Origin of the sequence: Lysobacter brunescens, from assembly GCF_042677005.1 — a bacterium.
Classification (GTDB): domain Bacteria; phylum Pseudomonadota; class Gammaproteobacteria; order Xanthomonadales; family Xanthomonadaceae; genus Lysobacter_I; species Lysobacter_I brunescens.
The window spans coordinates 256,726-270,644 of sequence record NZ_JBHTIF010000002.1; the positions used below are offsets into that span (position 1 = coordinate 256,726).

Genomic DNA, 13,919 nt, shown 5'->3' on the forward strand with positions numbered 1-13,919 from the left:
CGGTGTGTAGGGCGGGCTCAAGCCCGCCACCCTGCATGCGGAAAGACGATCGGCGGGCTTGAGCCCGCCCTATGGCATGTTTCGTGCCTGTACCGTTACCTCAAGGCAACAAAAAACCCGGCCGGAGCCGGGTTCTTGCACATCACGTTCGGACTGGAATCAGCCGACGGCCTTGAGGGCCTTGATGCGGGCCGTCAGACGGCTCTTGTGGCGGGCAGCCTTGTTCTTGTGGATCAGGCCGCGCGCGCTGAAGCGATCGAGGATCGGCTGGGCGACGGCGAAAGCGGCTTCGGCGCCGGCGGCGTCGTTCGAGTCGATGGCCTTGAGGACCTTCTTGACGGCGGTGCGGAGCTGGGAACGCTGGGCGGTGTTGCGGGCGTTGCGCACGACGGTCTGCTTGGCGCGCTTCTTGGCGGACTTGATGTTGGCCACGATGGAATCCTGGGGTTTACGGTTGATATCGGTCGGAAAAACAGGGCGGTGCCCGCCGTCCGATGGTTGAATGAAAGAGGACAGACCGCCGCTATGCGGACAGTTAGACAGAAAATTATGGGCGATTCAGTGGGTTGGGTCAACCGGTCCGGTGCCGGGAGGCTGCAATGAGCGGTCCGGGCGACGAAAAGGCGGGCGAGACGGGGGGGCAGGGCGCCCCGAAGCCGCCCGCCAAGGTCGGCCTGTTGCGCTCGACCTCCGTGTTCAGCGCGATGACCCTGCTGTCGCGGATCGCCGGGTTCGCCCGCGACGCCCTGCAGTCCCGCCTGTTCGGCAGCTCGGTGGCGATGGACGCCTTCGTCATCGCCTACCGGATCCCGAACTACCTGCGCCGGATCTTCGCCGAGGGCTCGATGCAGATGGCCTTCGTGCCCGTGCTGAACGAGCTGCGCGAGCGGGGCGACCAGACGGCGCTGAAGGAATTCGTCGACCGCATGGCAGGAGCGCTGTTCTCGGTGGTCTTCGTGGTCTCCGGCATCGGCATGCTGGCGGCGCCGCTGATCGCCAGCCTGTTCGCGCCGGGCGCGGTGGACGAGCCGGAGAAGTTCGGCCTGATCGTCGACATGCTGCGGATCACCTTCCCGTACCTGCTGTTCATTTCGATGATGGCCCTGGTGGCTTCGGTGCTGAACAGCTTCGGCAAGTTCGCGCTGCCCGCCGTCACCCCGGTCCTGCACAACCTGGTGATGATCGCGGCGATGGTCTGGCTGGCGCCGCGCTTCGCCGAGCCGGCCAAGGCCCTGGCCTGGGGCGTCCTGATCGCCGGCATCCTGCAGTTGGTGGTGCTGTGGCCGGCGCTGGGTCGGCTGGGGTTGCGGCCGACGTTCAAGCCCGGATTCGGTCATCCCGATGTCCGCCGGGTGGCGAAGCTGATGATCCCGACGCTGTTCTCGTCGTCGGTGGCGCAGCTGAACCTGCTGGTCGGCACGATCTTCGCGTCGGTGCTGGTCACCGGCAGCCAGACCTGGCTGTACCTGTCCGACCGCCTGATCGAGTTCCCGCTGGGCCTGTTCGGCGTGGCGATCGGCACGGTGATCCTGCCGCACCTGTCGCGGCGCCATGCCGCGACCGACGCCGAGGGCTACTCGGCGGCGCTGGACTGGGCGCTGCGCCTGGCCCTGCTCGCCGGCGTGCCGGCCGGCCTGGGCCTGCTGCTGCTGGCCGAGCCGCTGACCTCGGTGGTCTACCAGGGCGGCAAGTTCACCGCGCACGACACTCGCATGGCCGCGCTTAGCCTGAGTGCGATGAGCCTGGGCGTGCCGGCCTTCATGCTCAGCAAGGTGCTGTCCCCGGCGTTCTATGCCCGCCAGGACACCAGGACCCCGATGAAGGCGGCGATCTGGACCGTGTTCGCGAATGTCGCGATGACCATCGCCTTCACCCTGCCGCTGTGGCTGAACGACGTCGACGGCGCCCATGGCGGCATCGCGCTGGCCACCGGCCTGGCCGGCATTTTCAATGCCTGGCTCCTGTGGCGCTACCTTCGCCGCGACGGCCTGCTGAAGCCGCAACCGGGCTGGGGTCGGCACCTGCTGCGGATCGCGGTCGCCTGCGCGGCGATGACGGCGGTGGTGCTGGGCATCTCGCACTGGGTGGGCGACTGGACCGCGATCGGCATCTGGCATCGGACGCTGTGGCTGCTGGCGGCGGTTGCCGCCGGTGCGGCGGCCTACGGCGCCACCCTGCTGGCGATGGGCCTGCGACCGCGCGATCTGCGCCACTGAGTTGCAGCGGTGAACGCCCGATCACGGAGGCCGTGGGCGGGCGCTGCCGCTATACTCCGGGGTTCTTTCGCTGTCCGTTCCCGGCGCATCCCGCCGGGGCCTCCACCAAGCCAATGACCGAACTCTTCCGCGACCTCGACGGCGGGCCGCTGTGCCCGGATGGCAGCGTGGTGTGCATCGGCGCCTTCGATGGCCTGCACCTGGGGCATCGCGCGCTGGTCCGCCGCGCGGTCGAGCGTGCCCGAACGCTGGGTGTGCCGGCGGTGGTGCTGAGCTTCGAGCCGCTGCCGCGTGAATTCTTCGCCCGTGACGGCAAGCCGCCGCGCCTGCAGCTGCCACGCGCGAAGCTGTCGCACCTGCGCGAACTCGGCGTCGACAAGGTCGGCCTGCTGCGCTTCGGCGCCGCGCTGGCGGCGGTGTCCGCCGAGGACTTCGTCGAGCGCCAGCTCGTCGAGCGCCTGTCCGCGCGCGAAGTCTGGGTCGGCCCGGATTTCCGCTTCGGCCGCGCCCGCGCCGGCGACCTGGACCTGCTGCAGCGCATGGGCGCCGAGGCCGGTTTCACCGCGCAGACGATCGAGCCGGTGCTGGTCGACGCGGCGCCGGTGTCCAGCACCCGCATCCGCAATGCCCTGCAGGCCGGCGATTTCGCCTCGGCAGCGGGTCTGCTCGGGCGGCCCTATGCCATCGGCGGGCGCGTGGTCCGCGGCAAGCAGCTCGGGCGCACGCTCGGCTATCCCACCGCGAACCTGCGTTTCCCGAAGACCCCCGCGCTGCGCGGCATCTACGCGACCTGGGTGCACGGCATCGCCGAGCATCCGTGGCCGTCGGTGTCCAGCTTCGGCACTCGGCCCACGGTCGGCGGCGTCGAGCCGCTGCTCGAAGCCCACCTGTTCGACTTCCAGGGCGACCTCTATGGTCGTCATGTCGAAGTGGAATTCGTCGCGCACCTGCGCGACGAGGAAAAATTCCCGGATCTCCCCAGCCTCGTCGCGCAGATGGATCGCGATGCCGAGCAGGCGAGGGCGATCCTTTCGAGCCCGGATGCATCGAGCCACGGTGCATCGGGCCCTGACACACTTTCATTGCATTCGACAGAGCGAGCCCGCGCGTGAGCGACCAGGACAGCCAACGCTACAAGACCACCATCCACCTGCCCGCGACGGACTTCCCGATGCGCGGCGACCTGCCCAAGCGCGAACCCGTCGCGCTCAAGCGCTGGGAGGACGAGAACCTCTACGCGCAGGTGCGCAAGCATGCGCAGGGCCGGCCGACCTTCATCCTGCATGATGGTCCGCCGTACGCGAACGGCCAGATCCACATCGGCCACGCGGTCAACAAGGTGCTGAAGGACATCGTGGTGAAGTCGAAGCTGATGGCCGGCTTCGATGCGCCGTACGTGCCCGGCTGGGACTGCCACGGCCTGCCGATCGAACTGCAGGTCGAGAAGAAGTTCGGCAAGGTCGGCGACAAGATCGACGCCGCCGAATTCCGCAAGCGCTGCCGCGAATACGCCGCCGAGCAGATCGACCTGCAGCGTCGCGACTTCAAGCGCCTGGGCGTGCTCGGCGACTGGGACAACCCGTATCGCACGATGGATTTCCGCTTCGAGGCGGACATGGTGCGCGCGTTGGCGAAGATCGTCGAACGCGGCCATCTGGCGCGCGGCGCGAAGCCGGTGCACTGGTGCTTCGACTGCGGCTCGTCGCTGGCCGAGGCCGAGATCGAATACGAGAACAAGAAGTCGCCGGCGGTGGACGTGGCCTATGCCGCGCGCGATCCGCAGGCGCTGGCGGCGAAGTTCGGCGTGGTCATCGATGCCGATGCCGAAGTCGCCGTGCCGATCTGGACCACCACGCCGTGGACGCTGCCGGCTTCGCTGGCGGTGAGCATCGGTCCGGAATTGGAATACGCCCTGGTCGAAGGCCCCGCGCGCGACGGCAAGCGCCGCCTGCTGGTGCTGGCCGAGGGACTGGTGCCGAAGGCGCTGAAGCGCTACGGCATCGAGGAACCCGAGATGCTCGGTCGCGCGCTCGGTGCGGCGCTGGAAAACCTCGTGCTCGCGCATCCCTTCTATGCCGAACGCGACATCCCGCTGATCCTCGGCGACCACGTCAGCGCCGAGGACGGCACCGGCGCCGTGCACACCGCGCCGGGCCATGGCCAGGAAGACTATGCGGTCGGCCTGAAGTACGGCCTGGTCGCGAAGTACACGGCCGCGCAGATGAATCCGGTCGACGGTCGCGGCGTGTACCTGCCGTCGACGCCGCCGCTGGGTGAGACCACGCTGGCCGGCCTGCATATCTGGAAGGCGAACGGCGTCATCGTCGAGGCGCTGCGCGGCATCGGCGCGCTGCTCGCGTTCTTCGAGCTGGAGCACAGCTATCCGCACTGCTGGCGTCACAAGACGCCGGTGGCGTTCCGCGCCACGCCGCAGTGGTTCATCTCGATGAGCCAGGCCAACCTGCGCGCCGACGCGCTGGAAGCGATCAAGCAGGTCGAATGGTTCCCCGACTGGGGCCAGGCGCGCATCGCCGGCATGGTCGACGGCCGCCCGGACTGGACGATCTCGCGCCAGCGCACCTGGGGTGTGCCGATCGCGCTGTTCATCCATCGCGAGACCGGCCTGCCGCATCCGAATTCGCCGTCGCTGATGCGCCAGGTCGCCGAGCGCGTGGAGCAGGCCGGCGCCGATGCGTGGTACGCGCTCGATGCCGCCGAGCTCCTCGGCGAGGAAGCGAAGGACTACGACAAGGTCACCGACATCCTCGATGTCTGGTTCGACTCCGGCGTCACCCACGACTGCGTGCTGGGCCAGCGCCCGCAGGACGGCCTGCGCAAGCCGGCCGACATGTACCTGGAAGGGTCAGACCAGCATCGCGGCTGGTTCCAGAGCTCGCTGCTCACCGGCGTGGCGATGGACGGCAAGGCGCCGTACCGCCAGGTGCTGACGCATGGCTTCACGGTCGACGAAAGCGGCCGGAAGATGTCGAAGTCGCTGGGCAACATCGTCGAGCCGCAGAAGGTCATCGACCAGATGGGCGCCGACGTGCTGCGCCTGTGGATCGCCTCGGCCGACTACCGCAACGAGATGTCGGTCTCCGACACCATCCTCAAGCGCAGCGGCGATGTCTATCGCCGCATCCGCAACACCGCGCGCTTCCTGCTCGGCAACCTGCACGGCTTCGACCCGGCGCGCGACCTGCTGCCGCTCGACGACATGCTGGCGCTGGATCGCTGGGCCGTGCATCGCGCCGATGCCCTGCAGCACGAGATCGCGAACGCCTACCGTAACTACGACTTCCCGGTGGTGGTGCAGGCGGTGATCAACTTCTGCAGCGTCGACCTCGGTGCGCTGTATCTCGACGTCACCAAGGATCGCCTGTACACGATGCGTGAGGACGCGCGCGGCCGGCGCAGCGCGCAGAGCGCGATGTTCCGCATCGCCGAGGCCTTCGCGCGCTGGATCGCACCGATCCTCACGTTCACGGCGGAAGAGATGTGGAGCCACCTGCTGGGCGAGCGCGAAGGCCATGTGCTGTTCGCGACCTGGTACGACGGGCTGGCGCCGCTGCCTGCGGATGCAGTGCTGAACGGCGAGCGCTTCGATCGCCTGTTGGCGCTGCGCGAGCAGGTGTCCAAGGTGCTGGAGCCGATGCGCGCCAGCGGCGAGATCGGTGCGGCGCTGGATGCCGAGATCGCCATCACCTGCAACGCCGAGGAATTCGCGTGGCTGTCGCCGCTCGCCGACGAACTGCGCTTCCTGTTCATCAGCGGCGATGTATCGGTGGTGCAGGGCAGCGAAGGCGTGACGGCGACGGTCAGCACCAAGCCCAAGTGCATCCGCTGCTGGCACCACCGCGACGATGTCGGCAGTCATCCCGACCACCCCGAGATCTGCGGTCGTTGCGTGAGCAATGTCGAAGGCCCGGGCGAAGTGCGACAGTGGTTCTGATGTCCTGTGGGAGCGACGCGAGTCGCGACCATGGCCATCTGTGGGGCATCGCGACTTGCGTCGCTCCCACAATGGATGTTTGCCCTGCTGCCCCCACCCCAGCCCTCTCCCGCGATGCGGGGGAGGGAGCAAGACGAGATGCGATGAAATGACGTCCTCCCCCAAACCCAATGCACTGGTCTGGCTGCTGCTGTCGGTGGTCGTGATCGGCCTCGACCAGTGGACGAAGCAGTGGGTGCTGACCAGCCTGCCCGAGTACCAGCCGGTGGTCGTCATCGAAGGCGTCTGGAACTGGTATCGCAGCTATAACACCGGTGCGGCCTTCAGCTTCCTCGCCGATGCCGGCGGCTGGCAGAAGTACTTCTTCGCGGCGCTGGCGATCGGCATCTGCGGCCTGCTGACGGTGTGGCTGTCGCGTACCGCGCGCGGCGACTGGCGCAACGCGCTGCCGTTCTCGCTGGTGATCGGTGGTGCGCTGGGCAACCTGATCGACCGTTTCATGCACGGCCACGTGGTCGATTTCATCCAGTGGTACTACGGCAGTTTCGTCTGGCCGTCGTTCAACATCGCCGACTCGGCGATCGTCTGCGGCGCGATCGCGCTGGTGGCGTTCGGCGTGTTCGGCAAGCATCCGTCCCCGGCGACGAAGAAGGCAGACTGATTCCATGGACATCATCCTCGCCAATCCGCGCGGCTTCTGCGCCGGCGTCGACCGCGCGATCGAGATCGTCAAGCGCGCCATCGAAACCCTGGGCGCGCCGATCTATGTGCGCCACGAGGTCGTGCACAACCGTTTCGTCGTCGAGGACCTGCGCCAGCGCGGCGCAATCTTCGTCGAGGAACTCGACGAAGTGCCGGACAACGCGACGGTCATCTTCAGTGCCCATGGCGTCTCGCAGGCGGTGCGCAGCGAGGCCGAACGTCGCGGCCTGAAGGTGTTCGACGCGACCTGTCCGCTGGTGACCAAGGTCCACCTCGAAGTCGCGCGCCACTGCCGCGCCGGCCGCGACGTGATCCTGGTCGGCCACGCCGGCCATCCGGAGGTGGAAGGCACGATGGGCCAGTGGCAGGCCGAGGCCGGGGTCGGCCGCATCTACCTGGTCGAGGACATCGACGATGTCGCGCGGCTCGAAGTGGGGCAGCCCGAGAACCTGGCCTACACCACCCAGACCACGCTGTCGGTGGACGACACCCGGGGCATCATCGAAGCCCTGCGCGCGAAGTTCCCGAAGATGCACGGCCCGCGCAACGACGACATCTGCTATGCCACCCAGAACCGCCAGGACGCCGTGCGCGAGCTGGCCGAACACTGCGACCTGGTGCTGGTGGTCGGCTCGCCGAACAGCTCGAATTCCAATCGCCTGCGCGAGCTGGCCGAGCGCGAAGGCGTGGAGGCCTACCTGATCGACGGCGCCGACGAGATCGACCCCCGATGGGTCGAAGGCCGTCGCCACATCGGCGTCACCGCCGGTGCGTCCGCGCCGGACGTGCTGGTGCAGGGGGTGATCGCCCGCCTGCGCGAGCTGGGGGCCGGTGGCCTGCGCGAACTGGACGGGGAGCCCGAGGACATGGTCTTCGCGCTGCCCAAGGAACTGCGCCTGCGCCTGGTCGATTGACCGGGCCTCCCCCGAAACCCTAGAATCGCATCCCTGCCGCGACCCCATGTCCCGGCAGACACCGCCGGAATAGCTCAGTTGGTAGAGCGGCGCATTCGTAATGCGTAGGTCGCAGGTTCGACTCCTGTTTCCGGCACCAGACATCCGACATGTCCTCCGACATGACCGGGCAGAAGGCCGCCTCCGGGCGGCCTTCGTGCTTTTGGCCTCCATCGACGCCCTGCAGGCCGCGCACGTTTTCGAGACGCGCTTCGCTTGCCGGCATCACGGCCTGCGTGCTAACTCTTGCTGCGCAGGGCAGTGGCGATGCGCCGCGCATCTGATCCTGTACTGATGCCGCAGGGGGTCTGCAGCGGACGCAGACTTCAAGGGCGATGCGGGTGCATCGCGACGGGCACGCTGTCGCCCGGGACACAAGGACGCCAGGGGGATTCGATGCAGGGGATCGCTGCGCCGCCGCTTCCGATGTCGCCGCCGGGTCTCGATCCGGATGCGCCGCGCGATGCCTGCGCCCCGGATCGCATGCTCCGATGGCGACGCCCCATCGAGTGCGTCGCAGGGATCCTTCGGAGCATGTGATCGGAGCAGTGACATGGATGCGAATTCGCGATTCGACCTCGTCGGCGCCTCGCCGCAATTCAGGAAGGCGGTGGCGCAGATCCAGCGCATGGCATCGATCGATGCCACCGTCCTGATCGCCGGCGAGACCGGCACGGGCAAGGAAGTCGCGGCGCGCGCCATCCATTACGGCAGCGAGCGCGCGCACAAGCCGTTCGTGCCGGTGAATTGCGGCGCCCTGGCCGAATCGCTGGTGGAAAGCGAATTGTTCGGCCACGAACGCGGGGCGTTCACCGATGCCAAGACCGCCTCGATCGGCCTGGTCGGCCAGGCCACGGGCGGCACGATCTTCCTCGACGAAATCGACGCGCTGACGCCGAAGGCGCAGGCGGCCCTGCTGCGTTTCCTGCAGGACCGCACCTATCGCCGCGTCGGCGGCGGCAGCCTGTTGCAGGTCGACGTGCGGGTGCTGGTCGCCAGCAACGCCGACCTCGATGCGCTCGCGCGCGAACGCCGCTTCCGCCAGGACCTGCTGTATCGCCTGCGCGTGCTCTCGCTGCGCCTGCCGCCCCTGCGCGAGCGCCCCGGCGACGGCGTGCTCCTCGCGCGCAACATGCTCAAGCGCCTGAGCCATCAGTACCGGACCCACGCGCGCGAGCTGCATGCGGAGGGCGAGGATTTCATCCGCGGCTACGACTGGCCGGGCAACATCCGCGAACTCGAGAACGTGATCCATCGCGAATTCCTGATGAGCGACGACGAGGCCCTGCGGCTCCGCGAGACGCGCGAGGAGCTGATGCCGGGCGATGTCGCTGCGGCGCCAGCCGAGACGGCTTCGACATCGGCATCGGCGCCCGAATCGACGGTTGCGGATGCGGACTGCACGTCCTTCAAGGATGCCAAGGCGAAGGCGGTCGCGGAGTTCGAGCGCAGCTACGTGCGCGAGATGCTGGCGCGGGCGGGGGGCAACCTTTCGCAGGCCGCGCGGCTGTCGAACCAGGAGCGCAGCGCCTTCGGCAAACTGGTGCGCAAGTACCGTCTCGGCGGCGAGGGCCAGGTGGCTTGAATCTCCGACCGGGCCGCGCCGAAGCCTGGATTGTCCAAAAGGACACGACACGTTCTAGGATGTCCCGACTTCCCATCTCCGGCGGCCGCGCATGGACCGAGGATTGATCGAATTCGCCAAGGACGCCATCCGCCGGTTCCTCGAGAGACGGCCCGAGGCCGCCGACACCCTGGAAGGCATCCATCATTGGTGGATCGACTGGCCTGGACATGCGGAATCCCAGGTGGTCACCGAGGTCGCGCTGGAGCAGCTGCATGCCGAGGGCCTGATCGAACCGCTGCGCATCGGCAACAACGTGCTGTGGCGGCGTCGGCGCGAGGACGCTGCGGACTGAGGCCTGCCGATGGCGGGGTGGGTGCAATTCCACCCAGGCAGGCATCGCGCCATCGCGTGCCGAGGCCGTGGCATGCATGACATCCGCCGCTTCCGGAATGGAAGTGCTTTTCGATCAACCGCTTGCCACGACTCGGCAGCGCATGCGTCCGCTGCGGTCGCCGTGGCACGGGTCTTGCAGCGCGATGCCCGCGATCCGCGACGTGCGCGGATGAAGCGGGTATCGACATGCACGGCCAGAACGACAATCCCGGACATCGCGGCGGCGCTTCGACGGACCTCAGTCCCATGGCGTCGCGGCCGCGCAGCGCTTCCTCGCCACCAGCGCTGTCGTCGATGCGGTCATCGTCTCCGCCCCCGTCCCTGATCCTGCCTCCCGTCCAGCCTCCCGTTCAATCCTCCGTCCAGCCTGCCGTCCAACCCCCTGTCCAACTTCCGGTACAGACGTCCGTTCAATCCTCGGCGCAGCTGTCGCAGATGCACGTGCCGGTCTCTCCGCCCTTGTCCAGCGTCGTGTCGCCGCAGATGCAACCGCCGTCGCATCCGCCGCCATCCCAGCGCCTGCAGAGATCCTCGCCATCCCCCGAGGAATCCATCAGGAGCGAACATGTCGTGCCGGTGCCGCAGGTGCTCACGCCGATGCAGAGATCGCTGAGCACCAGCAGTCGCAACTACGGCACGATCAACGACGACGCGCAGCGCGGCGCACACGAACCGCTCCTCGGGCCACAGCCCGTCCAGCCGCCTGGTCCCGTGTTGCGCAATACCGCGCATGCCACGGACGTGCTCGCGGCCGTGTCCAGTGCGCCGTATCCCGGCAGCGCCGGTCCATGGATACAGGGGGCTTCCGGCCTGCTCTGGGCGACCTCCGGCACCGTGAGCGGCATCGATAATCTGCGCCAGCAGCCGACGACCAGGATGGAGCGCGTCGCGCGCGGCGTCTCGGTGTTCACCGATGTCACGTCCACGCTGGCTGGCCTCGCCGACACGGCGAACGCCGCCACCAATGGATTTGTGCCGGATGCGCACGACTGGCGTCGCGGCACGGGGCAGGCCAGCAATGCGCTCTGGGCGGTGTCGGGCCTGACATCGATGGTCAGCACCGGCTACCAGACGGCGAACAACTGGTGGAACGGACGACCCTCGCTGTCGCAAGCCCTGGGCTTTGCTTCGGCCACGTTCAACACCCTGGGCGCGGGCTTCGGCATGGTCGCCAATGAGTACCAGCAGCACGACGATGCTGCCAGCCAGACGAATGCGACCTTGTACGGCACGTTGTCCGCCGCCTCGTGGGTCACCGGGTCCCTGTTTTCGATGGCCAGCACCTACACGGCGCGTCGCCAGCAGAGTGCGAGCGCGCATCCACCACCGTCCGGGGAGGTCTGAGCGGATGCGCACGCATCTTCGTGGCGATGCCGGCGCGTGCGCGAGCGGGCCGTCGACTGCACGGGAGAGGGTCTGAGATGCGCGTGCGCAGCAAGACACCGGAAACAGACGCCGCCGCCGTGCCCGTGGCGCAGGATGCGTTGCTGGCGTCGGCCTTCGAACAGCTGGAAGCGGAAGGATGGTCGCCGCAGGTGTTCGCCGCACGCCTGCCCGGTCTGTGGGAGGCCTGTCGTACGCAACGAGCGGACAGGCGCACGCCATGGCTGGCCGGCATGCGCGAGGTGGCGCGTCGTGCCTGGGCCTTGCCCGAGACCGTGCGCGATGCGTGGACGGCGCTGCTGGCGGAGTGGGCCGACTGGCCGCTGCTGCTCGCCGTGGCTGCCCATGGCGGGCAGGCGGACGATCCATCCGAACGGCTTTCGCAGCGGCTGGCATTGGCGCACTTCCGGCTGGGGAACATGGCGGCCGCCCTGTCCGCATGCAGGCGCAACCTGCTGCTGCATCCGGCGTCCGCCTGGTCGCTCGAACTGCATCGTGCATGCGTCGAATGGCAGACCTTCCTCGACCGTGTCCCGCCGATCGAAGACGAGACGTTGCGTCTCGAACCGCTCGGTCACCAGCATTGCGCCGACTTCGCCTGGCAGTACTGGGATCCGGACATCGCGCGGCTCTGCTGCCTGCCCGTGTTCGGCGACGACGCGGCCTGGCATCGCTGGCTCGACGAATGTTGGGGCTACGGCGACCAGCGCCTGTACGCGGTGCTGCACCGCGACTGGGGCTTCGTCGGCAGCGTGAGCCTGACCCTGCACGGTGACCTCGGTTTCTTCTACTACTGGATCGGCCGCGATTTCCAGGGGCAGGGCCTGGGCCCTGCCGCTGTGCGCCTGCTGTTGTCCGATGCCTTCGACCGCCACGGCATGCGTGCCTGCTACGCGAAGGTGTTCGAGCACAACGTGCCGTCGCGGCGTGCGCTGGCGCGCCTGGGATTCGAAGCGCTGGATTTCCGTCCCGCGCCGCCGCACGACGATGAACTGCTGTACCGGCTGGGGCCGCCGCAGGGTCGATGGGACAGCGCGGAAGCGCTGCACGAGCTGTTCGCGCGCATGGGATCGCAGACGCGCGTCGCGGTGCCATCGCGAGGCGCCTTGCGCGCCCCGTGCCATGCGTGACGACGATCCTGTCTGAGGCTTCGATGCGCATTCATCAACAAGGAGCAGGCAATGTCGGATTGGGGCAGCAGGGAATTGAGGGGCCGCACGGTCACCTGGCAGGACATGGATTCGATCGGGTCGCGCACATCGCGCAGCAGGCACACGTCCTACGTGCATCCGTCCGGGACCGGCACGACGCCCGTCACGCGCGCCACCGTGCAGATGGCGCCGGCGCCGCAGTCGATCGCCTGGTCCTATCGCACGTCCGGCGGCGCGCATGGCGCATGGGAGGCGCCCAATCCTGCGCCGGTTGGCGGCGCCCCCTGGGATGCAGGCCACATGATGCCGCGTGCCGGCGGCGGCCCCGGGCACGTGCCTGAACTCGTGGTGCCGCAGAACCCCGAGGTCAATCGAGGCACCGGCGGGCACTACGGCGAGCATCGTGCGCACGAGCGCGAGATGACCTCGGACCTGCGCCGGGCCGAATCTGCACGGGTCACCGTCACCCAGTGGCACACGCCGAGACCGCATTACGGTCAGTGAGAGGGATGCGACATGAGCTATTTCGACAAGGTCGCGTCGGCGATCAAGACCACGGCCACGATGGCCTATCACGCCACCGGCGCATCGCAGGTGGTCGATGGCGCCACCCAGGTCTATCGCAACAGCGGCGAGGGCGGCACCTGGGGTGGCATCGCCAAGGGCATGGCGCGCATGGCGGTGGGTGGCGCGGCGCTGTACACGCTGCCGAGCGCGCCGCTGCGCAATCTCGCGGTGATGGGCGCGGGCAAGCTGCTGGAAACCACCGGTCGTGAAGAGCTCGGCAGGACGATCAAGCGCAAGGGCAAGCAGGAAAACCGCCAGGATCTGATCGACAAGGGCCGCTGGCTGCAGTACGGCCACCTGTCGCCCGACGAACTGTTCCAGCAGCATCCTGCGGCGTTCCTCAGGACGTATGCGGTGCAGGGCAAGGTGCAGGAGCCGGATGATCCGGGCGGCACGTCGAACACGGCCACCGGGTTCCAGTTCCGCACGGTGACCAGTCGCACCTCCGCCTTCCCGTCGCTCAACCAGATCACCGATCGCTCTGGCAGGACGCGCCGGCCGCTGGCGCACCTGGGCCTGGTCAAGTCGAGCGACGCCGAGGCGCATCGCGGCGCCCATGGCACCAAGCGCATGGGGCACGACTTCACGGCAGCGTTCCTGCCCATGATGCAGTCCACCAGCGACCAGATGACCAGCGGCCCGCAGCCGCACGGCGCGCCGAATGATGCGCGCGTCACCGGTTTCTCGCAGGGGCGCCTTCCTGCCAACACCCTGAGCCAGCGCACGGAGTCGACCATCGTCACCACACAGCTCAGTGGCTGTTCGGTGAGCCGGCAGGGCGGGGCGTTCATGCATGTCCGCCCCGACACGGACGGACGCGTGCTGCAGCAAACGTTGTCCGCGAACGGCCCCACCTTCGGCCGCAACGACTACCCCGGCGGCCAGCACGCGTTCGTGATGATCCGGCACAAGCCCGACGGCAGCGCGCGCCTGCACTACCAGGTCCACGATGGCCGTACCAACACCATCCAATCCGGCCGGCGCAACCTCTAGCGTGACGTGTGCGAATGACGATGACTGCCGGAAGGCGAGGGC

General features: G+C 68.2%; 12 protein-coding genes and 1 tRNA gene. 12 read left to right on the forward strand and 1 reads right to left on the reverse strand.

The window, feature by feature from the left end:
- Positions 1-159 precede the first annotated feature (159 nt).
- A complete protein-coding gene (rpsT, locus tag ACFQ0E_RS13250; RefSeq protein ID WP_137852414.1) occupies positions 160-432 on the reverse strand; it encodes a 30S ribosomal protein S20 in 273 nt (90 codons plus the stop codon).
- A gap of 167 nt (positions 433-599) precedes the next feature.
- Between rpsT and murJ the strand changes: the two genes are divergently transcribed.
- The 12 genes from murJ (at position 600) to ACFQ0E_RS13310 (ending at position 13,877) form a co-directional block, all read left to right on the forward strand.
- Positions 600-2,216, forward strand: a complete 1,617-nt coding sequence (gene murJ / locus ACFQ0E_RS13255; protein WP_386824531.1) for a murein biosynthesis integral membrane protein MurJ — start codon at positions 600-602, stop codon at positions 2,214-2,216.
- Positions 2,217-2,329: 113 nt separating this feature from the next.
- The gene (locus ACFQ0E_RS13260) at positions 2,330-3,328 is read left to right on the forward strand and encodes a bifunctional riboflavin kinase/FAD synthetase (protein WP_386824532.1); all 999 of its coding nucleotides are present in this window, start codon (positions 2,330-2,332) and stop codon (positions 3,326-3,328) included.
- A 59-nt stretch (positions 3,329-3,387) separates the two neighbouring features.
- Positions 3,388-6,168: an isoleucine--tRNA ligase gene (gene ileS, locus ACFQ0E_RS13265; RefSeq protein WP_386824775.1), complete on the forward strand. Its 2,781-nt coding sequence runs from the start codon at positions 3,388-3,390 to the stop codon at positions 6,166-6,168.
- A 148-nt stretch (positions 6,169-6,316) separates the two neighbouring features.
- Positions 6,317-6,829, forward strand: coding sequence for a signal peptidase II (lspA, locus tag ACFQ0E_RS13270; RefSeq protein WP_386824534.1), 513 nt, complete (start codon positions 6,317-6,319; stop codon positions 6,827-6,829).
- A gap of 4 nt (positions 6,830-6,833) precedes the next feature.
- Positions 6,834-7,784, forward strand: coding sequence for a 4-hydroxy-3-methylbut-2-enyl diphosphate reductase (ispH, locus tag ACFQ0E_RS13275; RefSeq protein WP_386824535.1), 951 nt, complete (start codon positions 6,834-6,836; stop codon positions 7,782-7,784).
- Between the two features lie 63 nt (positions 7,785-7,847).
- Positions 7,848-7,923 (forward strand) — tRNA-Thr (locus ACFQ0E_RS13280).
- A 453-nt stretch (positions 7,924-8,376) separates the two neighbouring features.
- Entirely contained in the window at positions 8,377-9,408 is a 1,032-nt protein-coding gene (locus ACFQ0E_RS13285; protein WP_386824536.1) for a sigma 54-interacting transcriptional regulator, read from the forward strand.
- Between the two features lie 91 nt (positions 9,409-9,499).
- Positions 9,500-9,742 (forward strand): hypothetical protein, encoded by a 243-nt coding sequence (locus ACFQ0E_RS13290; protein ID WP_386824538.1) that lies wholly within the window; start codon positions 9,500-9,502, stop codon positions 9,740-9,742.
- A gap of 638 nt (positions 9,743-10,380) precedes the next feature.
- Complete coding sequence (locus ACFQ0E_RS13295) at positions 10,381-11,127, forward strand: hypothetical protein (protein ID WP_386824540.1); 747 nt, start codon at positions 10,381-10,383, stop codon at positions 11,125-11,127.
- A 77-nt stretch (positions 11,128-11,204) separates the two neighbouring features.
- Positions 11,205-12,296: a GNAT family N-acetyltransferase gene (locus tag ACFQ0E_RS13300; protein WP_386824542.1), complete on the forward strand. Its 1,092-nt coding sequence runs from the start codon at positions 11,205-11,207 to the stop codon at positions 12,294-12,296.
- A gap of 51 nt (positions 12,297-12,347) precedes the next feature.
- Positions 12,348-12,821 (forward strand): hypothetical protein, encoded by a 474-nt coding sequence (locus ACFQ0E_RS13305; RefSeq protein ID WP_386824544.1) that lies wholly within the window; start codon positions 12,348-12,350, stop codon positions 12,819-12,821.
- Positions 12,822-12,833: 12 nt separating this feature from the next.
- Positions 12,834-13,877 (forward strand): hypothetical protein, encoded by a 1,044-nt coding sequence (locus ACFQ0E_RS13310; protein WP_386824546.1) that lies wholly within the window; start codon positions 12,834-12,836, stop codon positions 13,875-13,877.
- Positions 13,878-13,919 lie beyond the last annotated feature (42 nt).